A 20853-nucleotide genomic window follows, 5' to 3' on the forward strand; every position below is an offset into this window, starting at 1 on the left:
CCTCTGGTCAGGCAGTAGCGCTGAAGAGAGCAGCAATGAAGTCACTCTGAGCCTTCATGTCATTCGCAGGCACGCAGGCCACCTGACCCTTGGGGATCATCGCCATCACCTCATAGCCGGCAACTGCAAGGCAGTTTGAAAGCTCTTGAAGCCCAAACCTGGCCGGACCAAGCGCTTGATGCGCCGGCGGTCCTGCTCGACGATATTATTCAGAATTTTCACCTGCCGGACTTTGGCAAAGCGCCAAAGCGGCCCCTCCCGCTTCATGGCTTTTGTCGCGATGGGGTAAGCGGCGTTCTTGTTGATCGTGATGGTCCGCGGACTGCCTGTATGTGACTGCTTCAGAGCTTTCCGGAAGAACCGTCGGGCTGCCGCGGCATCCCGCTGGGGCGAAAGCAGAAAGTCGATTGTCTGCCCGGTCGCATCAACGGCGCGGTACAGGTACACCCACTCGCCTTTGACCCGAATATATGTCTCATCCACGCGCCATGAGCCGTTCGTTGGACGCAGATGCGGTCGGATGCGCTTCTCGAGCTCTGGAGCGTAGGCCTGGATCCAGCGAAACAACGTCGTGTGATCAACGCGGACACCGCGATCCGCCAGCATGCACTCAAGGTCGCGATAGCTGATCGGGAATTGCAGGTACCAACGCACCGCCCACAGGATGACCACCGCCGTAAATTGCCGGCCCTTGAACGGGTTTTTGTTATTTCGCTTCACCGCCAGCCCCTCTCAGCCCGCTCCTGTCGTAGCTCGGGCCGAGCAAGCTTCAAAGCTGCAACAGAACCTCCTCATCTACCTGGCAACGGCGGGTGAGGAGGCTTTCGCATCCTAGGCCGCGGCCTTTCGGCAGTTCATCAGCATCTGCGAGCTCCCGATCTGGCTATCGGACGGCCCTCCCCTGCCCTCGGTCGCAGCTCTCTCTGGGTGGATCGCTGCGCACCACCGGCTTGAAGGCGGAACCTTAGCTGTTATCGACCGTCATCCTTGTGCGGCGCCTCAACCCAGGCTTGAACAACATCGGAGGCTGATCGATGCGCAGAGCAATCTGGCCCGTGATCTCACTGCTCGCAGGCATCATCCTGGCCGGTCCTGCGGTGGCTGAAGTGTCGATCGTGGTTGACAAGACGACACAGCGCATGACTGTGTCTGTCAACGGGCAGCAGCGCTATTCCTGGCCGGTATCGACGGGCACCGCCGATTACTCCACACCAGTCGGCACCTTCACGCCGTCACGGCTGGCCAGGGTGCATTACTCACGGGAATGGGACAACGCACCCATGCCGCACTCGATCTTCTTCACCGATGCGGGCCATGCCATTCACGGCAGCCGTGCCACGAACTATCTCGGGGCCCCAGCCTCGCACGGCTGCGTGCGGCTGGCACCCAGAGAGGCGAGGATTCTCTTCGATCTCATCATGCTGGAAGGAGCCGAGAACACGCGAGTCGAGATCACGGGGATGGATCCGATCGGCACAGGACTGGCAGTCGGGTCGGGTGCGGGAGGTGACTACAGCCGCCTGACCGGCTTCGACCCGCTGACAGTCGGGATCATGGCCGGCGGTAGCGTGCGTCACTCTCGATCTGAGATCAGCAGAAATCCGTGAGACGGCTGGCCGACCGTAACAACAGAGCGGCTGTGCCGAGCGGGTGCCACACGCCAGATCAGCAGATGCCTATCCAGCGAGCTCCGGCTGAGGATCTTCTTGGGCATGACCTAAGCCCCTCACCGTTTGTTAACCCTGCTTCACAACAGCTCTCTTCGACCGGGAGCCTCGATCAGCTGGAGGGGTTTGCTCAGGAGTCAGTTTATCAAGGATGATCCAATGATCAGGACCGCTCTCTGCCTCACGGGTCTTGTTGCCCTATTGACGACTGCGGGATGGCCGCCTGCCGGGGCTGCCAGTTTCGACTGCACAAAAGCCGAAGCTGCTGACGAGAAGGCAGTTTGTGCCGATCGCCAGCTGAACGACGAGGATGTCGAGATGGCAGTCCTCAACACCCAGCTCAAGCCGTTGCTTGGCATGGGCGCCCGCGGTGACATGGAGGATGAACAGGCTGCCTGGCTCAAACGGCGGGCGGCCTGTGGAGCCGACCGAGCCTACTTAGGCAAAGCCTATCAGGAGCGCGTCCAGCAGCTGAGAGGCGGCTTTGAGGCTCTCGCCAAGCGTGGCCCTTACTGACTGCGGTCAATGAGGAACATCTAGCGTGGTGACCCGCATTCAGACCTGAGCATTGCAACAGCTCCGGCCACACGGCACACAGCGGATGAGAGCGGGTGTCCGTGCGCCCGTTCCAGAAACGGCCGCCCACGACTCTGCGTAGTTTGAGGGTTCCCGCGTCTGAGCCTCTAAAGCCAAGGACGAGGCACCCCTTCGAGTTTATCGGCCACGGCTGTCATTTTGCACTTCGTGATGGGGCTGGGCGATGTGGATGCCGATTTGTGCACTTCATGTGAGATTGAGGAGAGCGCAAGTCTCATATGAAGTGCAAATAAAAGCAGGGCTCCTTAGTTACCTGCGGACTTCCATGTCCCGCATATCCGCTCGGGAGATGCCTCGGGCCAGCGGAGCCTTGCGGATCCACGATGTGAGTTTCGTCACGCGTTGTCAAACGGCATGTACAGCCGATCAGCCTTCATGAAATCAGTCGAGACAACAGCTTGACCGCAGCCACAGATAGGCCCTGATGCTTGGCTGTGCTATCATTGGATGCGAGTTGGTGCCACCCGGAGCCATCCCGCACCTTGCCAAGAGGAGGCGTGCATGCCCCTCAAAGACCTGCTGCTCGTGATTGGCAAAGACACTGAAGCCGGCGAGCGCTATGCCCTCGAACTCGCTCGGACCAATGGGGCGTCCGTGACGGTCACCTCGTCCGGAGCTGCTCCCAGCCTGCCTGCCTTTATCCGCTCGGAAATGCCGAGTGATCTCCTGGAGCACATGCGGGAGGATGTGGAGACCAGGGCCCGAGCCGCTCTAGAGGCCTTCTCGGAGAGAGCCAAGCAGATGGGCATGGCGGTCGAGACGGTGATGCTTGACCTCTCCACCGGTGATGCGGACACCGAGGTCAGCCGTCTGGCCCGGTATTTCGATGCCACCGTGCTCCAGCAACCTGATCCTGCGGGTACAAAGACCGCCGACCTCATCGAAGCGATTCTGTTCGGATCAGGGCGACCGGTGTTGATCGTTCCCTCCCACCAAGGACACTCACAGCTCAAAAGAATCCTCATCGCATGGGATGAGGGGCGCCCCGCTGCCCGCGCTGTTGCCGATGCCTTGCCCCTGCTCGCCATCGCCGAGCGGATCGAAGTTGTGACTGTCGGCGACCACGGCCGCGACCGAAATCGGCACAGCAGTCACCTGGTGCGTCATCTGGCTCGACACGACATCGAGGCTCAGATGACGAGTCTGGCAGCCGACCGGGGGAGTGTCGCCAGCACGCTGCTGGCCCATGCCGTCGATGTGCAGGCCGATCTGATCGTGATGGGCGGCTATGGTCATTCGCGGCTGCGGGAAATCGTGATGGGCGGCACGACCCGCAGGATCCTTCAAACCATGACGGTGCCGGTGCTGATGGCCCATTGAGCTTACTATTCGGAAACGCCCCTGCCCGTTCCATACTTGTTTGGTGGAGACGGCGCGCCCGTCATCCTTTGGATTGAGGATGCGGAGGTATCATCCTCGGCGATATCGAGATTTGTGATGGCATCAACCGCGAGGAAACCAGTGGCCGAGACACCTGTGACCTTCATCGATGTTTACCGCATTCACGCGCAGGACGCTCGTGAGCTTGCTGATATGAAGCTGAGGCTCATTGGGATAAAGCTGTACATCCATGAGGCTGCCCCCTTGATACGGTGGTCCATAGCCGACCTTGCGGAGACGATCACCAAGCAGCCTCTGATCAGAACGCAAAACTACATCGTCGCTATTCACGGTCATGAGATAAGCCGCGAGGTGGTTAAGCTCGCACAGAGAGAGGACGGGATCAAGGTGACCAGTGACGTGCTTGGATTCGGGACCTGTCGGGCGCAAACCCAATACTGCCCTCGCCCGGACCGGATGCTTGATCGATATCTCAACAGCAGCGAGTGCATCATTAACTCTGGTTTCTTCATACCCCACCCGCTATTCGAAACGGCTGAGTTGAGTTGATGGCTCAAGACGGTCAAGTTGCCGAAAGGGAGGTTATGCGTGATGTCAGATCCGCAACAGCCGGACGTTCCTTCTCCGCCATCTCCGCAGCCTGACACGCCAGCACCTAGTCCTAATCCTGTCCTACCACCTGCTAGCCCGCCTGGCTTGCCGGGGAATGAGGAGCCTGAGGCCTCCCGCCAACCACGCCCGCTGAAGTGCCCAACGGAGAGCCGTTAGGTGTGCCTCCAACGACGCCTCGGGAGGTGCCAACCAGGACACCATCATTCCCGCAGCCACGGGCTTGAGCGTAGCCGCATCCCCCGCCCCCGTCAGCGGAGAGTGGGGTGTGGTGGAGCGCTGTTGACTGTTAGTGAACCTGCCCGGGGCGGAACAGGATCTTCCAGGGGTAGAGCAGGATTTTGCCCAGCATAGTGCGATGATCCTGTTCGGCTTCCCAGGCCCACTTGGACTGCACCACAATTAACTCACTCAAGCGTTTGCACGACGTGAGCTCGTCAATGGCGCGTGCATTCCTCTGCCAACAATGAGCTAGAAATTCAACGATATCCCGTTGGTACTCATGTTCAGTCGACCAGCTGGTCGCCGTTTCGATGGCTCGAGTTCCCACGGGCGAGCTTGCGTTGCCACTTGCTACATTCCTCTTGGGGCGGCTGACTGTCTCCATGAGCATTTCGGCCTCCAAGAATTCACAACAGCAGATACTATTTTATGCCAGCACTCCCCTTTTCGATGAGGGTATTGGCGATTAATCCAAAGCAACAGGTTATTCGGCTGAGGGATTAATCCTCTTGGATACATGAAAGTCCGCTGTATAAGCTGGCATGTTTTTCTTTCTGAGTGTTCGGAGCCGCACCCGCGTCGGCGGAAGGCGGGATGTGGTGGAGTGACGAGAGTGCGTCGAAGACACCTAAGGGGCTCGTATGGGCGCGGATGGCTGCTCTGGATCCCGCAACAGTCTCAACGGTGGACGAACTGGACCATGCCCTCGAAGAGAGATTGGAAACAGGCCACAGCATCGGCCTTTCCCTCATCCTCGACGTCCTGCACATGAACGAGGGCAAGGCATAAAGCATTTCGTTAAATAGTTCTGAGCATTCTCTCTTTGGGCGGCATCACGCAAAGGCAGTTTACCCCGACTGAAACTCTGCTCCCGCCCCGAGTGGGGCATCTTATTCCTCTAAGGCGCGGAGAGAAGGATGTTCACTCACAAACAGATTTGGGCTGCCATTGATGCCATTGCCGAGGCGCAAGGGATGTCGGTTTCTGCTCTGGCGAAAAGCGCCGGCTTGGATGCGACGACATTCAATCGCTCTAAGCGGCTTAGTTCCCATGTCGCGAACGATGGCCATCAACTGAATCTCTCGCCAAGGTGCTCAAGGCTGCCAATCTGGATCTGAGAGCCTTAGCTGACATCATCGAAACCGTTCCGGACGAGAAAGCCGGGGAGGCACAACCTCCCGAGCCGGTGACGCGAACCTGATAGCAGAGGGCCTTGCCCTTCCTGGCGTGACCATGGGAATCCGCAAGCATCACTGGCCCGGAGAGAGGCACAGGTCGTTTACGCCCTTCGGCCATACACAATGCAAGGCTATGGTGCGTATCAAGCCTTCCACAGAACGCTGTTCGGCTCTACCCGTGCGCGGGATTTAGCTTGCTCGATAGCATTCCGCTGCTGCGGCCTACCCATTAAGACGAGCTCATTATCCTACATTTGCTCTTTAATCCTAACATTAGAAGTATAGGCTAAGTGCTTGTGCATCGGCGTAGAGTTGAATGACGGCCGGCTATCCCAAAAACCGCCTTCTAGCGACCTTGAGTTCAGAAGACCTCAACCGCTTGGAGCCTTACCTTGACCAGGTGGACCTGCCACGGGGAATGGAACTCGCCCATCAAGGTGAACAACTTCAACATATCTATTTTCCTCAAACGGCCATTGTTTCGCTCGTTCGGGATATGGTTGATGGCCGGGTTGTCGAGATGGCGACGTTCGGCCGTGAGGGCATGGTTGGCCTGTCGTTTGGTGGCATCCCGCTCGCCTCCTTTGGACGCTATTTCGTCCAGATCCCTGGAGCAGCCTTGCGCATGGATGCTGAGAGGATGGGCAAGGTAGTTGCTGCTTGGCCAGGCATTCAACACATGATCCTGAGGTACACTGAAGTGTTGATGGCACTTACCCTCCAGTCGGTGGCCTGCAATGCCGTTCATAGTGTTGAAGCCCGCTGTTGCCGCTGATCATCGCCTCAAGTGACAGGACCGGCCGCGAAGATGTGCCTCTCACACACGAGTATCTGGCTGAGATGCTGGGCGTTCAGCGGTCAACGGTGAGCGCAATCACCAGGGCTCTCCAGGACAATGGCCTGATCCACCAAGGGCGAGGGAAAATCACAATCCTCGACCGTCCTCGCCTCGAAAGTGCGGCATGTGAGTGTTACCGCATTCTGCGCGCGAAGTACTTACAACTCTTGCCGCTCGCACCACCAGAGCCGGAGGAGTAGGTACGTTGCATGCTCTCGGCCTTACCCTGATTATGACTACTTCGTCCTTGGAGCGCATCAGGTTTTGTATTGCGGGCAGCCGTGGAGACGCGCATCCTCTATTCTTAGATGCCAGTCCAGCCGGCAGGCAGCGCGGAGGCGTATCAAAGTTAAGTCCCTGCTAACAAATGCCAAAGAACTTAAGTAATGTCTGATGCTAATATAGCAGCAATCGAAACGCCAGCTCGGCCAATCACAGGAAAGACGGTTGTCAAGGAGACCCTTGCGAGGATCGCAATCGATTATTATTGGTTATTTACTGGCATTAGCCTCAGTTTAATTGTATATTATACGCACTACTGTCATATGAATTATCCGCTCACCTGCGAGACGAAGTGGCCGGCGCCGATTGAAATTTCCTTTTATCCAATGTTTATTATAGTTGGTGGTCTCACCAAGTCCTTTCTGTTCAAAAGGGTTCCTGGTGTTTTTTCCCGCTTGCGCGAAACCGGCGCTTTGGACGAACGGGCGGCGCAGCAATTAGCGGAGGATTTCACACGTCGCCTGAATCATCCTGTTGGAACCATCATGGGTATTGCGTGTGGGCTCGGCGTTTATTGGTTTTATTGGCTTCGATGGCCGGATCTGGGGAACATGCGGCTCGATCTCGCCCTCGCTTGGACGACCTTGGTGGCTATTGATATATTGTTGGGATATGCCGCGGGTGTAGCCGCTTGGAAAGCTCTGGTTACCGGGTGGGAATTCCGGCAGTTGGGACAAAAACGTGCTTTGAAGATTCGGCCCTTCTTCCCGGATGGATGTGCGGGATTGGGCGCCATCGGGCGCTTGTTCCTCTTCCTCTCCTTGATCCTCGTTGCCGTCGGTGTGTACTTGAGTGGCTGGCTTCTGGTCTTCTACGGGACAAGCGGCAGAAGTGACCATGGCGCCCAGGTTTTCGCGTCCGTCTTCGCCGGCAGCTTGATCGGGATAGTGCTTCTGAGTATCGGGGCTTTCGCTGTTCCTCTCCTTAGTATCCATCGCTTCATGGAGGAAGACACCGCGGTCTATGAAGCCCAAGGGCACGCGTTAGCCAGACGGATCGCCGATCTTGAGGAGACGCTCCTCGCGTCTGGGGCGGACACCGACCATAAGGAACTGGCGGCCCGCCTTGCGCAGATTGAGTCATTGCGCGGCACTTATCTCCATCAGCGAACCATCCCCACTTGGCCAATCGATTTTGTAACACTCGGGAAATTTGCGGGTGCACAGGGCGCTCTATTGATCAGCACCGTGATGTCGTTGCTGGATATGTGGAAGAAGATTGAGGGCGTTTATGGATAACGATCAAAGCACTACACGGAGGGCGGCAGGTGCTGGACTCCTCGCTTGCTAGATCCGCAGTTCATCAATGTAATCGGGAGTATGAGGAAGTGTCGGGCGTTTAGGCTGCGCGTTCCAGGCGATCCCAGAACCTGTTTCGGACGATTGCGATGCGTACGAGCAGCACCGTTCCGAACTAGCCTTGGATCACAACTGTTACCGGACATTAACGACTGCCATGATTGTCGTCGGCAGCCTGATTGCGACCTTCTACGATTCAGAACCGATGAGCGGCAATCAAGTGATGAACATCGGCGCCGCGGCTCCAGCGATCATCGCTGCATTAGCTGCCGAACCGCGCGACCCTGAGGGCGAGACGCGCAAGTTTGATGGATCGACCCCACTCCAAAGCCGCCTTCGTCACTTCCTTGCATTCGGCTGAACACTACACAGCCAATCCGCTGCGGAAGCGGCTCTAGAAATTTGAGCCGAGTTCCACACCAAGGACGCTTTGAGGAGCCGCACCGATCTCCGACGGGCATCGTGAGCCTGGATGGCGCCCGTCACGCCTCGGCCCGTATCACCAAACTGTGTGACTGCCAAAATAATGAGGGCGGCCACATCAAGGCTGAACCCACCCCAACTGAGTAATCAAGAAGCTACCGAGCATCAGGTGAGTATAATCCTCATCAGAGTTTCAGCATATTTACATCGTACTTCTTGTCCAAAACATACCCTCATTTTAAGGTTGATGCGATGGCGGAGGCACACGCATGGCAAAGCGACCGGCTCGAAAGTCTGCATCCTCAAGAATCTCTGATCCATCTGGTCCGAAGACAACGCGTCCGCTCGCCTCAAGCCGCCGCACACCTGGCTCTTCTCAGCCAGTAGGATTGCGGTCAGGCAGGCGGCTCGACGCTGTGCCGGACCGGATCGATATTCGAGATTGGTTTTACCAGCCCCGGCTGTTTCCGCTCCCCGACATTCTTGTGAACTGTGACCGGGTTCCGCTGATCCTGGATCAGGGAACTGAGGGTGCCTGCACCGGCTTCGCCCTTGCTGCAGTTGTCAATTACCATCTGCGCGGGCGCTACCAAGATGAGTCCGTGAGTCCTCGGATGCTCTATGAGCTTGCACGGCGCTACGATGAGTGGCCCGGTGAAGCCTATTCCGGCTCATCGGCCCGGGGAGCCATGAAAGGCTGGGTTCGACACGGCGTCTGTCTGAGAAGGAGTTGGCCTGACAAAAAACATGGGGCTCACCATTTCACTCCGGACCTCGCACAGGAGTCGCGGCGAATCCCAGGTGGAGCATTCTACCGTGTCATGCACCGCGAGGTGCGTGACATGCATGGGGCTCTTGCCGAGATCGGGATCCTCTATGCGACTCTGATGGTTCACGATGGCTGGTTCGAGCCTGGGCCTACAACGCAGATCATTGACTACTTCGAATCTGGATCCAAGCGGCAGATCAGTCTTCCTGTCATTCAAAGGAAAGGGCGCGCCGACAGCGGTCATGCCGTAGCTGTCGTCGGCTACACTGAAAACGGGTTTATAGTTCAAAATTCCTGGGGAGAGGACTGGGGCGAGAGAGGCTTCGCACTTCTGCCGTACGAGGACTGGATGCTCCATGCGACCGACGTCTGGGCTGCGCAGCTTGGTGTTCCGGTCACAACAGACTTATGGGAGCGGAGTAACGTCGCCGATACGACTGCTGGTCTGCACCGAGCCGCGACCGCAATTCCACTTGCCGACGTCAGACCTTTTGTTGTTGATGTCGGCAACAACGGAGAGCTGTCCCGATCCGGCAATTACTGGACCACCGAGGACGACGTCGTACGGCTGTTTGAGGAGGTTATCCCTGAGCAGACGAAAAGCTGGAGCAAACGGCGCGTGCTGCTCTACCTGCATGGGGGGCTCAACGACGAGGATGCCGTCGCGCGCCGGATTGTGGCGTTCCGGGATGTTCTCCTGGCGAATGAGATTTATCCACTGCACATCATGTGGGAGTCGGGCGTGATGGACGCTCTCCGACACATGATTGCCGACATCTTCACCGATACTGATGAGCGTGCAGGCGGAGTCGCCGATTGGCTCAGGAAGACGAGAGATAATCTGATTGAGGCCAAGGACTGGACCCTTGAACTCACGGCAGCCGGACCTGGATCCGCGTTGTGGCGCGAGATGAAGGAAAACGCCAAGCTCTCCTCGGAACACCCCGACAAAAGGGGCGCGATGCAGGTCCTGGCGAAATGCGTGAAGGCTGCAACTTCTGGCCTAAAGGCGAACGACCTACGCGATTGGGAGTTGCACGTGGTCGGCCACAGCGCAGGATCGATCTATGCAGCCTATGCCCTGCCCCATTTTCTCTCATGTGGCATCAGCCTGAAGACGCTGCAGCTGATGGCTCCCGCCATGACAGTCGATCTCTTCAAGGACCGGATGCTGCCGCTCATTGAGAAGAAACGCTGTCCCATACCTGACATTTTTGTCCTCAGCGACACAGGAGAGCGGGACGACGATGTCGGTCCTTATGGCAAATCCCTGCTGTACCTCGTGAGCAATGCTTTCGAGGGAAGGCGCGGTGTGCCACTTTTAGGCATGGAGAAGTACCTGCGCAAAGCAGCGGGTCCAGACGACTCAACTCCCGATCCCGCTGTTGTCTCACTCCTGCAGAACTCGATTGTGGTGGCGGGTGAACGAGCAAAAAAAGGGCTCGGTGTGTCCAGGAGCAACTCGCATGGTGGCTTTGACAATGACCCAGATACACTGAACTCGGTGATGGCCCGCATCCTCGACGCAACGCCACCTCGAAAGTTCACAGTCAGAGATCTGCAATTCTGAGAGGCGTCGTCATGTCTGGATGGCGCTCGTTTGGCAATGTGATTGTTGATGATGTTTGGGCCTGGCGGGTGCGGTCATGTCGCCGGCCTATAAGCGCGGTGCTGCATGACCGCTGACCCTTCTCTATTCGGCACCTCCACGTCAAGCATTCTCTTATCAACCTCTAGGTAGAGCGCACTCCTCGCGAGCTCTTGCTTCTCTCCGGGAGAGGCATTCTGCCCGGTTGCGTCGCAAATTGGGAGAGCAGACAAGAAAAGGACTGGCGCTGGTACTGTCAGGTTGGCGAAGGTTCGGGACCTGTGGCAGAGTCTTGGACATGAGCACAACATCCAACCCGTACCGAGGCTTCCGCTTCCCGCCTGAGATCATCAACCAAGCGGTCTGGTTGTATCACTGCTTCGGCCTGAGCTTGCGCGAAGTCGAGCTGATCCTCGCGGCGCGAGGCATCGTGGTCAGCTATGAAACCATTCGCGAGTGGAGCCTGCGCTTCGGGCGAGCCTATGCCAACAGCCTCAAGCGGCGCCGACCGCAACCCGGTGACAAGTGGTTCCTGGACGAAGTGTTTGTCCGCATCCGAGGCAAACTGCACTACCTCTGGCGAGCCGTCGATCAGCACGGGAACGTGCTCGATGTGCTGGTCCAGAGCCGTCGTAACACGAAGGCGGCCAAGCGCTTCTTTCGCAAGCTGCTGAAGGGTTTGTGCTACACGCCCAGAGTCATCGTGACGGATAAACTCGGATCCTATGGCGCCGCTAACCGCGAGATCCTGGAGGGTGTTGAACATCGCCAGAGCCGATTCCTGAACAACCGCTGTGAGGTCCCACACCAACCCACCCGACGGCAGGAGCGCCACATGAGGCGATTCAAGTCGGCTCAACAGGCCCAGCAGTTTCTCTCAACCCATAGCCCGATCCACAACCACTTCCAACTCCGCCGTCATCGCCTGCCTGCCAATGAGTACCGGATTGCGCGTGATCACGCCTTCGCCAATTACCGCGATGCGACCGGTGCTGCCTTCGTATAATCGCTTGGACCGACCTAACGGCTCCGCCCACTTCAACTTTGTCCATTAGGCATCAACTTGACAGTACCGCCTCGAGGGGCGATACACACGGGCCTCACGGGCGCCAGCAAGAGCTGCGGCCAGCCGCTTGCGATCCGCCTCGTCGAGCCACGTCTCGGGAGAGTGATCATGTCGTTGCATGCTCCCCAGGGAACACCCGCAGCTCTCCCGTTGCAACTCTTATGGCGACCTACTTAGAGCCACAGCTCATTGGCGTTTCACGACCGTCCAAGCGCGCACCAAACTGCAGCGCCTCTATCCCGCATAATCCCTTTGGCCAAGGACTATTTGATCCTCAAGCCCGATAGCGCCGTCGACCAGTCAATTGCCATCGAGCGAGCGACGGTACAGTCCTTTCATTCAGTCTTGGGCCTGTTTTGTAGTCCAGCCGGCTGGCAGGATCACCTCTATTGAAAGAAGCCATTGCTTCAGCTGCAAACGGAGAATTCCCATGTTCGTCGCTTTTCTTCTTTCCAGGATCCGCGCCTACCAGCGGTATCGTGCGTCCGTCCGTGAGCTGTTGCTTTACTCCGAGCACGAGCTCGATGACCTCGGCATCTCCCGTAACGAGATCGATGCCGTCACAAGGTCCTCGTATGCTTCGGCTCGGGCAGCGAGGCCTTCCAACGGGTGCATGCATCCGCCACCCTCGAAATCGGAGACCACCCTATGACCACGCATCGCACCGAGGTCCTGATCATCGGAGCAGGACCGGCCGGCTACACCGCCGCCATCTACGCGGCTCGCGCCAACCGCAAGCCGCTTCTCGTGACCGGCATTCAGCCGGGCGGCCAGCTCACGATCACGACGGATGTCGAGAACTACCCTGGGTTCGCGGAGCCCATTCAAGGGCCATGGCTGATGGAGCAGATGCGGCAGCAAGCAGAGAATGTCGGCACCAATCTGGTGTATGACACCATCACCTCTGTTGATCTCTCCAGGCGCCCGTTCCACGCCCAAGGGGACTCCGGAGATACGTACATCGCTGAGGCCCTCATCATCGCAACGGGCGCCCAGGCTCGCTGGCTCAGATTGCCCTCGGAAGAGATCTTCAACGGGTACGGGGTTTCTGCCTGTGCAACCTGTGACGGCTTCTTCTATCGCAACAAAGAAGTCGTGGTTGTGGGAGGCGGGAACACAGCCGCGGAGGAAGCGCTCTACCTGTCGAACCTTGCTTCCAAAGTCACGATCATCCATCGCCGTGATCGCCTCAGGGCGGAGCCCATTCTGCAGGATCGCCTCCTGGCCAAGCCGAACGTTGAGGTGATCTGGAACCACGTCATCGACGAGGTCCTTGGCAAACAGGAGCCGATGAAGGCGGTGACTGGAGTTCGGATCCGTGATGTGAACACAGGCGAGACGAAGGAGCTCCCCACAGACGGCCTTTTCGTTGCCATCGGCCATGATCCCGCGACCAAGCTGTTTCGTGGTCAGCTTGAAATGGACGAGGCCGGCTACATCACGGTCGGCTCCTGGTCGACGAAAACCTCCGTTGCCGGGTGCATGGCCGCCGGCGATGTCATCGACCCGGTGTTCAGGCAGGCTATCAGTTCCGCCGGCATGGGGAGCATGGCAGCCTTGGAAGCCGACAAATTCCTGGCCGAGCATTCACCTGTTCCGGTTACCCAGTTGATCGAACAGCGTGATCAGCAGATGATCGGTGTATGGGACTAAGATCGAGTACGTGTCAGCTAGTACAGGCAAAAGCTGGTCGCTACAATAAGAAGCGTAATAGGCGCCGCGTGGGCCGATGGGCCGCGTTCGGAGCGCCGCTGGACCATTTGGACGAGAAGTCCGTTTATGGCAGTGCGTTTCGAAGGTGCGAATCACCAGAGGAGCAAGGTTCCTCCCGCAGATCTGTCGATTGATCTGGTAGCTATCAGGGGTCTCGGTCGGCTAACCGAACGGGCCCGAGCCTCGTGGAAAAGGATGCTTTGAGGCGGGTGAGCAATTTGATGTGATGGAACGCAACTGAAGCCTGAGCAGGCTATGAGAGTGCATCGTTGAGGGACGGCGCCCAGGATGCTGTAACTCACAGTCCGTTGGCCCGCATGGTCAATTCTGGCTTGAGTGCCAATCATTGCAGCGTCAGTTCTCCTCCGATCTCAACCTCTCCCGTCTTCTTGTCCATCACGCATATGTAGGCCAGACCTGCTTGTCTGGAAGCTCTGCGCTTGAAGAGAATGGCAGTGCCATAACTTTGCGTTCCGAATGGATCCACACTGACGTTCACCTTACCAAGGCCAGTCGCGTTCGCCTTTGCGAGACATCCGCTGCGCACCTTCTGTCGCATTGCCCGCCAAGCGTCATCCGAGCTGGCGAACGCAGGCATAGTCGCGCTCAGCCCTATCAATGAGATCAGCACTGCCCTTAGCATCAATTGAGTACTCCGGCGTTCAGATTGCATTTTCGCGACATTCTACACGCGTCGCATCCTGTCCCAGATGCGGTTGCGCATCATCGGACAGGCGATGATTCCCGACGCCAGTCATAAACAAACTGGCATGGCATCCAACGATCCGCAAAATGACGGTTGTTTCGGTTGACAGAATTCAGCCTTCCTAGCCAAACGTGAACACGTATGCCTCAACACCGGGATCAAGAAACCGAATTCCGAAAGTGCGCTCTCCTACATCATCATCTTGGCGGATCAACTGGTAGAGCCGGATCTCCGAAACCGTCCCATTCCCGTTGGCGTCGATATCGGTACCACGGTTTGTCCCTGGTGCTTTGCCATCGATCGTGACTTGAAACCGTACCGGTCTGCCGTCGCGGCTGGGCCCAAGGACCAAGTGCAGGTCCCTGGCGCAGAATTTGTAGGAGATCGCCCCTCCTGACTGATTGAGCACAGCCTCCTCAGATCCAATGGTCCAGTTCCCGGCGAGAGCCCATTCGTTGAGCTGTAAACGTCCGGCGGAATAGACCTGCGCTTCGTCGGCGCCAACCTGTTCAGGCGACGCGAAGTTGGAGGCTCTTTTGTAACCGAGATAGGTCTCGCCCGATTGGACGCTGTCGAAGTCAGCTGCAGCTTCCGCTCCTTTTGCGTCCGGCGCGACGAAGCCCTTGTCTGCTCTTTGTGTCCCGCCTTCCGCCAGCAGTTCCTGAATGACACGCTCCGACTCCTCGTAGTCGCCTTCGCCGAAGTGGTGGTGCCTGATCTGTCCTCGCGGATCGATAAAGTAGTGGGCAGGCCAATAGCTGTTTCTGAAGGCGCGCCAGATCTTGAAGTCGTTGTCGATCGCCACCGGGTAGGTGATCCCGAAATTCTGGACCGCACGCTCGACGTTGTGGATGCGCTTTTCGAACGCGAACTCGGGAGCATGGACGCCGATCACGACGAGACCCTGATCCTTGTACTTCTCGGCCCAGGCCCGTACGTACGGCATCGTGCGAATGCAGTTGATGCAGGAATAGGTCCAGAAGCCGATGAGGACGACCTTGCCGCGCAGTTGTTCAGTCGTCAGTGGCCCGGAGTTCAGCCACTTCACGGCCCCATCAAGGGACGGGAACTTGCCTTCGAGTGGCAAGCTGCTGCGATAGCCCTGACCAGCCTTGTTGACGGCTAGAGTCGCGTCTGATCCTACGGAACTCGTCGAGATGGCATCGGGCTTGCTCTGAACCTGATCTAGCAACGATTGTTCGATCCCGGCTGTGCTGGCGTAGGACAGGCGTGCCAATAGGCCGGTGTCGAGGCCGAGGACAATTGCTGCAACGCCTGCAAGAACTGCTATGCCCATGGCCTGTTGAACGCGGTGGCTGACACCGATCGATCGCTTCATCATCGCAAAGACCCGTCCCCCTGCCAGGACGGCCAGCGCCAAGGATGTTGCCGCACCGGCGGAGTAGGCCAGCAACAGCAACGATGTCTGCAAATTGGCTCCCTGGAGAGCGGCTCCCGTCAGAACCAATCCCAGGATCGGGCCGGCGCAGGGCGCCCAGAGGAGCCCTGTCGCGGCTCCCAGGAGCATTGATCCACTGGCACTTGGCCGATCTGAGGGCGCAACCCCAGACAAGCGTCCCCCAAGGGCAACCACGGGCCGGGTCAGGAAGGCGGCCGCGCGTGCCGAGACGAGGGTCACGCCAAATACAGCGAGCAAGGCGATGGCAGCAGCGCGCGCGATTTCGTTTGCATGCACCGCCCAACTTCCGCCGACGGCAGCAAGGGTCGCGACCGCCGCAAATGTGCCGGCCATGCCCAACGCCATCGGCAGGATGCTTCTGGCAAACGGCTGGTCCGTCCTGGAAAAGACAAATGGCAGGATCGGAAGGATACAAGGACTGACGATCGTCAGCACTCCTGCCAGATAGGAAACGATGAACAGGGTCATGGCCGGGCCTCTCGGATGGGGTCAATGCGCTGGTGCACTGGCCGGGGCGAACGCGACCCGCATCTGTTCAGCTTGAAGTATCTGGCATGTGTCCAGGACAGGCCGAAGTGTATCGCAGTGTAGGTGCCTGGAGCGCAGGATCGCACCCAATTGCCGCAAAGTAACGTCTCAAAGGGTCCGCCCGGAGCGTCGCGTTGATGGGTTTGGCAGCCGAAAAGGAATTTTTTGTCAGGACGTGTATCATTGCATCGGCTGGATACAGAAAGGTACAAATCTCCGATGGGAGGTGGGATGCTCACGTAAATCGGGATGCTAAAGTGGCTCGGCACAATCTGCGGTGATGGACATGGAGCATACAGACCACATCCTGATCGTCGATGACGATCGCGAAATCAGAGAACTCGTTGCCGATTACCTGAAGAAGAATGGTCTCCGCGCAACCGTCGCTGCTGACGGACGGCAAATGCGGACGTTTCTCGAAGCCAACCGGGTCGATCTCATTGTCCTTGACATTATGATTCCGGGGGATGACGGGCTGGTTCTCTGTCGCGAACTTCGGGCGGGAAAGCACAAATCGACGCCGATCCTGATGCTGACCGCACGAAGTGACGAGACTGACAAAATCGTTGGCCTCGAGATGGGCGCCGACGATTATCTGGTAAAGCCATTCGCCGCTCGGGAGCTGCTTGCTAGGATCAAGGCGGTGCTGCGCCGCACGCGCATGATGCCGCCGAACCTGCAGGTGACGGAAGCCGGCCAATTGTTGACCTTCGGCGATTGGCAACTCGATACGACGATGAGGCACCTGCTCGACAAGGAGGGAACTGCCGTTGCGTTGAGCGGCGCCGAGTACCGCCTGCTTCGTGTCTTCCTGGACCATCCACAACGTGTTCTCACACGGGATCAGTTGCTCAACCTGACACAAGGACGCGAATCCGAACTCTTCGACCGATCGATCGATTTGCTCGTCAGCCGGCTTAGGCAACGCCTCCGCGACGAGGCTCGCGAACCCGCCTATATCAAGACCGTCCGCAGCGAAGGCTATGTACTCGCAATGCCGGTCGAGATCACGACGGCACGGCAATGATCATGGAAAGCTGGCATCGCAGGCTCTTTCAACTGCCGCGAACCTTACGATGGCAGCTGTTTCTCATCCTCTTTGCCGGATTAGCCGTAGCGCACGTTCTTTCGTTTGGGGTCCTGTTCCTTGAGCGTTACACGGCCGCCAAGACGATGATGCTCGGCAACTTGGAGAAGGACGTCGGGATCTCTCTGGCCCTGCTCGATCGCCTGCCAGCAGGCGAGCGCCATCAATGGATTGCCACGCTGGAGCGGGGGAACTATCGATATGAGCTCGGGCCAGGTCTCCCTGGCGTTCCCGAGCTGAGCGGGCTGGGCAAAGAGGTCGCAGACATCATCCAGACAGCGGTAGGACAGCGGCTGCCAGTTACCATTGAAACCATTCCGGGCGTACGGCAACGGGTTCAAGCTCATGTGACACTTAGTGATGGCTCTCAAGTGACGATCGACTTACGTCCAAGGGTCATGCCGCTCGCCTCGTGGCTTCCCTATGTTCTGTTAGCACAACTCGCCCTTCTCTTGCTGTGCACCTACATTGCTGTCCGCTCGGCAATCAGGCCGCTTCACCGGCTCGCAATGGCGGCCGAGGCCTTGGATCCTAGCAAAGAGGTGGCTCGGCTCGATGAAACCGGACCGGCAGAAGTCGCCTACGCGGCGACAGCTTTTAACACGATGCAGGACCGGATCACCCACTACCTCAAGGAGCGGGTCCAGATCCTGGCTGCGATCTCGCATGATCTTCAGACGCCCATTACGCGCATGAAACTCCGTGCCGAGGTCGCTGAGGATGGCCCGGGAAAGGAGAAACTTCTCAGCGACCTCTCGGAGATTGAGCGACTTGTGCGCGAGGGTGTGGCTTATGCCAGGACAGCACATGGCAACGTCGAAAAGCCGGCTCGGATCGATGTCGGTTCTTTCGTTGAGAGCATCGTCTCCGATTATCAGGATACGGGGAAGGCCGTAAAAGCTCTACAGACGATTGATGCCGTCGTGACCACACGGCCCCATGCTCTCCGGCGGATCCTGACGAATCTCATCGACAATGCCCTGAAGTTTGCTGGAGAGGCGGAAGTCGATGTCGGGAGGAAGCCGGATGGAAAAATTTACATCGTTGTCCTCGATCGCGGCCCGGGGATTCCCGATGGGCAACTCGAAGCTGTCCTTCAGCCCTTCTATCGGCTGGAGCAGTCCCGGAACCGGGATACGGGAGGAACCGGTCTTGGCCTGGCCATAGCCCAGCAACTGGCCTTGGCAATCGACGGTTCGCTCAACCTCAAGAACCGGTCTGGCGGGGGCCTTGCCGCGGAGATTGTCCTTGGCTGACCCCACCTCGACACCCACTCACGCAACGGAGGGTGCCGCCATCATCCAAGGGACGGAAGACTGCCGACACCTGGGGTATTGACGAGGACCTCGATCGGCCTGAACTGGTCCTTCGCTTCCTGAACCATACGAGAAATGTCGTCCGGCGTCGTGCCGGGGAGTGCGACAACAACAGTCGTATGCGGAAATCCCCTGACAAGATCCTGCATCGCTGTTGTGTCGCGGGCTGCGAGGATGACCCGATGCCTACGCTAGACAACGTCCTTGGCAACGGAGAGGCCGACCAAGCTGGAACTGTCGGCGATAAGCCAAACCGGGCACGCCCGCCGCATCGATGGAGGAATGCCGCTGCCATCGCCAATCTTAAGCCAAATGGGAACACCCATAACGATCTCCAGTAAGAGGCAGATTCTCTAGAATTGAACTCGGAGTGACAGCCCCCATGGCTATGGCGCCACGGGGGAGTCACACCTCGGAAAGCCAGCTGTTCGGCAAAGCGCCGCTTGCAGCCCCCGCCTGGACGGGCCTTAAATCAGGTTGATTGCGACATCGATGTTGCCGCGCGTGGCCTTGGAATAAGGGCACGTCTGGTGGGCCTCATCGACGAGAGCCCGGGCGGTCTCCGGTTCGATGCCCGGGAGGCTTACATTGAGACGAGCCTGGAGGGAGAAGGCATCGCCGGTTTGACCAATATCGACCTCCGCATTGATCGCGTGGTCCTTCGGAAGCTCAATCTTCCGCTTGGAGGCTGCTTTGGCGATCGCGCCGAGGAAGCAGGCCGACCAGCCGGCTGCAAAGAGCTGCTCGGGATTTGTACCGCTTCCCTTTCCCACGAAGTGAGATAGCTGGATATCGAGACGACCGTCGTCGCTGCGCGATGTACCATCGCGTCCGCCGGTCGTGCGAGTCTTGCCGGTGTAGAGAACCTTTTCAATCTTTGACATGGTGTCGGCTCCTTGCATCGCTGAGGATTGTGCTGTCAGCGTAGCCAACAGATGCCGGAACTACGTATCCGGGATGTTTGCAGATCGGCCCGAATTGTAAGCGCACGTTTCGTTCAGGGATCCTGATACAAAAGCTTACAAAAGGCGTCCAAGCGAACACAATGGAGACACACGACGGTCCTGTTCTATGGCTCCGGTTCATTCATCAGAGGGATAAAGCGATGACAGAGAGTATCGACCGTTCGAGGCGCAACTTCGTGGGCTTGGCTGCCCTAACGGCGGCGGCCTCGCAACTTGGGATGATGGGCGCCGCACGTGCGCAGGTACCCACTGCAGCCCTATCCCGGCTTCCGCCGCTAACGCGAGGCGCTCATACATCCTTCTCCTCGCTTAAGCAGGTCGAGGCAGGCGTCCTGAATGTTGGGTACGCGGAGGCCGGTCCTTCCAATGGCACGCCTGTGATCCTGCTGCACGGCTGGCCTTATGACATTTACACCTATGTTGACGTCGCGCCCGTTCTTGCCGAGGCAGATTATCGGGTGATCGTGCCCTATTTGCGTGGGTACGGAAGCACGCAATTCCTCAAGAGCGATACGCACCGTAACGGCCAACAGTCGGCGATCGCCGTCGATATCATTGCCCTGATGGATGTTCTCAGGATCGAGAAGGCGGTCGTGGCCGGCTGCGACTGGGGCGCGCGCACCGCCAACATCCTTGCGGTGCTCTGGCCGGAGCGGTTCAAGGCGATGGTCTCCGTGAGCGGCTATCTTATTGGCAGCCAGGCACTCAACCAGATGCCGCTGCCACCTCAGGCTGAGCTGCAATGGTGGTATCAATATTACTTTTCTACAGAGCGTGGGCGCCTTGGGTATGAGAAGTACCGACGCGAGTTCGCCAAGCTGATCTGGCAACTCGCCTCACCAAAGTGGGATTTCGACGAGGCGACATTCAATCGTAGCGCCGCCGCCTTCGACAATCCCGATCATGTCGCGATTGCGATCCATAACTACCGCTGGAGGCTTGGCTTGGCAGACGGCGAGCGCCGGTACGACGACCTCGAGCGCCGTCTGGCTGAATTCCCGGTGATCAGCATCCCATCGATCACTCTCGAAGGTGATGCCAATGGCGCACCTCACCCGGATCCGGCTGTGTATGCCAAGAAGTTCTCCGGCAAGTATGAGCATCGCCTGATCACTGGCGGGATAGGCCACAACCTGCCTCAGGAGGCCCCACACGCCTTCGCCCAGGCGATTGTTGATGCCGATCGTGCTTGATTGAAGTCGTGCGCCGAGCCACTATCGAGGTGGCTCGGCATGCTCAG

20 protein-coding genes and 1 pseudogene are annotated in these 20853 nt (G+C 58.2%); 16 read left to right on the top strand and 5 right to left on the bottom strand.

Annotation, left to right across the window (positions count from 1 at the left end; genetic code table 11):
• Positions 1–7 precede the first annotated feature (7 nt).
• Positions 8–720, bottom strand: a pseudogene (locus tag JO965_RS37630) (IS6 family transposase).
• Between the two features lie 314 nt (positions 721–1034).
• On the opposite strand from JO965_RS37630, the gene JO965_RS37635 reads away from it, so the two are divergent.
• From JO965_RS37635 to JO965_RS48550, 4 genes are all read left to right on the top strand, one after another.
• Positions 1035–1607: a L,D-transpeptidase gene (locus JO965_RS37635; protein WP_203445896.1), complete on the top strand. Its 573-nt coding sequence runs from the start codon at positions 1035–1037 to the stop codon at positions 1605–1607.
• A gap of 219 nt (positions 1608–1826) precedes the next feature.
• Entirely contained in the window at positions 1827–2183 is a 357-nt protein-coding gene (locus JO965_RS37640; RefSeq protein WP_246777122.1) for a lysozyme inhibitor LprI family protein, read from the top strand.
• Positions 2184–2765: 582 nt separating this feature from the next.
• The gene (locus JO965_RS37645) at positions 2766–3584 is read left to right on the top strand and encodes a universal stress protein (RefSeq protein ID WP_203445897.1); all 819 of its coding nucleotides are present in this window, start codon (positions 2766–2768) and stop codon (positions 3582–3584) included.
• A 117-nt stretch (positions 3585–3701) separates the two neighbouring features.
• Entirely contained in the window at positions 3702–4154 is a 453-nt protein-coding gene (locus tag JO965_RS48550) for a hypothetical protein (RefSeq protein WP_246777123.1), read from the top strand.
• A gap of 349 nt (positions 4155–4503) precedes the next feature.
• Here the strand turns inward: JO965_RS48550 and JO965_RS37655 are convergent, their stop codons facing one another.
• Positions 4504–4827: a hypothetical protein gene (locus tag JO965_RS37655; protein ID WP_203445899.1), complete on the bottom strand. Its 324-nt coding sequence runs from the start codon at positions 4825–4827 to the stop codon at positions 4504–4506.
• Between the two features lie 260 nt (positions 4828–5087).
• Here JO965_RS37655 and JO965_RS37660 point away from each other — a divergent pair, with 260 nt between their 5' ends.
• The 9 genes from JO965_RS37660 to trxB all read left to right on the top strand — a co-directional run bounded on the left by JO965_RS37660 (position 5088) and on the right by trxB (position 13531).
• Complete coding sequence (locus JO965_RS37660; protein ID WP_203445900.1) at positions 5088–5225, top strand: hypothetical protein; 138 nt, start codon at positions 5088–5090, stop codon at positions 5223–5225.
• Positions 5226–5930: 705 nt separating this feature from the next.
• Positions 5931–6389 carry a Crp/Fnr family transcriptional regulator gene (locus JO965_RS48560; protein WP_246777124.1) on the top strand — a complete coding sequence of 153 codons (459 nt, stop codon included), beginning with the start codon at positions 5931–5933 and terminating at the stop codon, positions 6387–6389.
• A gap of 65 nt (positions 6390–6454) precedes the next feature.
• A complete protein-coding gene (locus JO965_RS48565) occupies positions 6455–6652 on the top strand; it encodes a helix-turn-helix domain-containing protein (protein WP_246777203.1) in 198 nt (65 codons plus the stop codon).
• A 186-nt stretch (positions 6653–6838) separates the two neighbouring features.
• Positions 6839–7972 (top strand): hypothetical protein, encoded by a 1134-nt coding sequence (locus JO965_RS37670; RefSeq protein WP_203445901.1) that lies wholly within the window; start codon positions 6839–6841, stop codon positions 7970–7972.
• Between the two features lie 217 nt (positions 7973–8189).
• The gene (locus tag JO965_RS37675; protein WP_203445902.1) at positions 8190–8393 is read left to right on the top strand and encodes a hypothetical protein; all 204 of its coding nucleotides are present in this window, start codon (positions 8190–8192) and stop codon (positions 8391–8393) included.
• A 331-nt stretch (positions 8394–8724) separates the two neighbouring features.
• Positions 8725–10794, top strand: a complete 2070-nt coding sequence (locus tag JO965_RS37680) for a C1 family peptidase (RefSeq protein WP_246777125.1) — start codon at positions 8725–8727, stop codon at positions 10792–10794.
• Between the two features lie 316 nt (positions 10795–11110).
• Complete coding sequence (locus JO965_RS37685) at positions 11111–11818, top strand: IS6 family transposase (RefSeq protein ID WP_203445904.1); 708 nt, start codon at positions 11111–11113, stop codon at positions 11816–11818.
• A 490-nt stretch (positions 11819–12308) separates the two neighbouring features.
• Positions 12309–12530: a DUF1127 domain-containing protein gene (locus JO965_RS49780; protein WP_203445905.1), complete on the top strand. Its 222-nt coding sequence runs from the start codon at positions 12309–12311 to the stop codon at positions 12528–12530.
• The gene (gene trxB, locus JO965_RS37695; protein WP_203445906.1) at positions 12527–13531 is read left to right on the top strand and encodes a thioredoxin-disulfide reductase; all 1005 of its coding nucleotides are present in this window, start codon (positions 12527–12529) and stop codon (positions 13529–13531) included. The genes JO965_RS49780 and trxB overlap by 4 nt, the downstream gene beginning before the upstream one ends.
• 887 nt (positions 13532–14418) lie before the next feature.
• Here trxB and JO965_RS37700 read toward each other — a convergent pair.
• Positions 14419–16185, bottom strand: a complete 1767-nt coding sequence (locus JO965_RS37700; protein ID WP_203445907.1) for a cytochrome c biogenesis protein DipZ — start codon at positions 16183–16185, stop codon at positions 14419–14421.
• A 346-nt stretch (positions 16186–16531) separates the two neighbouring features.
• Between JO965_RS37700 and JO965_RS37705 the strand changes: the two genes are divergently transcribed.
• Together JO965_RS37705 and JO965_RS37710 are read left to right on the top strand one after the other, a co-directional pair.
• Positions 16532–17272 carry a response regulator gene (locus tag JO965_RS37705; RefSeq protein ID WP_203445908.1) on the top strand — a complete coding sequence of 247 codons (741 nt, stop codon included), beginning with the start codon at positions 16532–16534 and terminating at the stop codon, positions 17270–17272.
• Positions 17273–17274: 2 nt separating this feature from the next.
• A complete protein-coding gene (locus JO965_RS37710; protein WP_203445909.1) occupies positions 17275–18588 on the top strand; it encodes a HAMP domain-containing sensor histidine kinase in 1314 nt (437 codons plus the stop codon).
• A 41-nt stretch (positions 18589–18629) separates the two neighbouring features.
• Here the strand turns inward: JO965_RS37710 and JO965_RS37715 are convergent, their stop codons facing one another.
• A complete protein-coding gene (locus tag JO965_RS37715) occupies positions 18630–18797 on the bottom strand; it encodes a hypothetical protein (RefSeq protein WP_203445910.1) in 168 nt (55 codons plus the stop codon).
• Between the two features lie 318 nt (positions 18798–19115).
• A complete protein-coding gene (locus JO965_RS37720) occupies positions 19116–19532 on the bottom strand; it encodes an organic hydroperoxide resistance protein (protein WP_203445911.1) in 417 nt (138 codons plus the stop codon).
• Between the two features lie 221 nt (positions 19533–19753).
• On the opposite strand from JO965_RS37720, the gene JO965_RS37725 reads away from it, so the two are divergent.
• On the top strand, positions 19754–20806 hold the full coding sequence (locus JO965_RS37725) for an alpha/beta fold hydrolase (protein WP_203445912.1): 1053 nt from the start codon (positions 19754–19756) through the stop codon (positions 20804–20806).
• Positions 20807–20853: the final 47 nt, after the last annotated feature.

It is taken from the genome of Microvirga sp. VF16, assembly GCF_016864375.1.
Taxonomy (GTDB): domain Bacteria; phylum Pseudomonadota; class Alphaproteobacteria; order Rhizobiales; family Beijerinckiaceae; genus Microvirga.

Excerpts from the sequence above, each read along its gene's own strand:
- JO965_RS49780 (WP_203445905.1), top strand. The coding sequence starts at position 12,309 with ATGTTCGTCGCTTTTCTTCTTTCCAGGATCCGCGCCTACCAGCGGTAT.
- JO965_RS37660 (WP_203445900.1), top strand. The coding sequence starts at position 5,088 with ATGGCTGCTCTGGATCCCGCAACAGTCTCAACGGTGGACGAACTGGAC.
- JO965_RS37675 (WP_203445902.1), top strand. The coding sequence starts at position 8,190 with ATGATTGTCGTCGGCAGCCTGATTGCGACCTTCTACGATTCAGAACCG.
- JO965_RS37720 (WP_203445911.1), bottom strand. The coding sequence starts at position 19,532 with ATGTCAAAGATTGAAAAGGTTCTCTACACCGGCAAGACTCGCACGACC.
- JO965_RS37685 (WP_203445904.1), top strand. The coding sequence starts at position 11,111 with ATGAGCACAACATCCAACCCGTACCGAGGCTTCCGCTTCCCGCCTGAG.
- JO965_RS37645 (WP_203445897.1), top strand. The coding sequence starts at position 2,766 with ATGCCCCTCAAAGACCTGCTGCTCGTGATTGGCAAAGACACTGAAGCC.
- JO965_RS37655 (WP_203445899.1), bottom strand. The coding sequence starts at position 4,827 with ATGCTCATGGAGACAGTCAGCCGCCCCAAGAGGAATGTAGCAAGTGGC.
- JO965_RS37680 (WP_246777125.1), top strand. The coding sequence starts at position 8,725 with ATGGCAAAGCGACCGGCTCGAAAGTCTGCATCCTCAAGAATCTCTGAT.
- JO965_RS37725 (WP_203445912.1), top strand. The coding sequence starts at position 19,754 with ATGACAGAGAGTATCGACCGTTCGAGGCGCAACTTCGTGGGCTTGGCT.
- JO965_RS48565 (WP_246777203.1), top strand. The coding sequence starts at position 6,455 with ATGCTGGGCGTTCAGCGGTCAACGGTGAGCGCAATCACCAGGGCTCTC.
- JO965_RS37635 (WP_203445896.1), top strand. The coding sequence starts at position 1,035 with ATGCGCAGAGCAATCTGGCCCGTGATCTCACTGCTCGCAGGCATCATC.
- JO965_RS37640 (WP_246777122.1), top strand. The coding sequence starts at position 1,827 with ATGATCAGGACCGCTCTCTGCCTCACGGGTCTTGTTGCCCTATTGACG.
- trxB (WP_203445906.1), top strand. The coding sequence starts at position 12,527 with ATGACCACGCATCGCACCGAGGTCCTGATCATCGGAGCAGGACCGGCC.
- JO965_RS48560 (WP_246777124.1), top strand. The coding sequence starts at position 5,931 with ATGACGGCCGGCTATCCCAAAAACCGCCTTCTAGCGACCTTGAGTTCA.
- JO965_RS37715 (WP_203445910.1), bottom strand. The coding sequence starts at position 18,797 with ATGCAGGATCTTGTCAGGGGATTTCCGCATACGACTGTTGTTGTCGCA.
- JO965_RS37700 (WP_203445907.1), bottom strand. The coding sequence starts at position 16,185 with ATGACCCTGTTCATCGTTTCCTATCTGGCAGGAGTGCTGACGATCGTC.
- JO965_RS37710 (WP_203445909.1), top strand. The coding sequence starts at position 17,275 with ATGGAAAGCTGGCATCGCAGGCTCTTTCAACTGCCGCGAACCTTACGA.
- JO965_RS37670 (WP_203445901.1), top strand. The coding sequence starts at position 6,839 with ATGTCTGATGCTAATATAGCAGCAATCGAAACGCCAGCTCGGCCAATC.
- JO965_RS37705 (WP_203445908.1), top strand. The coding sequence starts at position 16,532 with ATGGAGCATACAGACCACATCCTGATCGTCGATGACGATCGCGAAATC.
- JO965_RS48550 (WP_246777123.1), top strand. The coding sequence starts at position 3,702 with ATGGCATCAACCGCGAGGAAACCAGTGGCCGAGACACCTGTGACCTTC.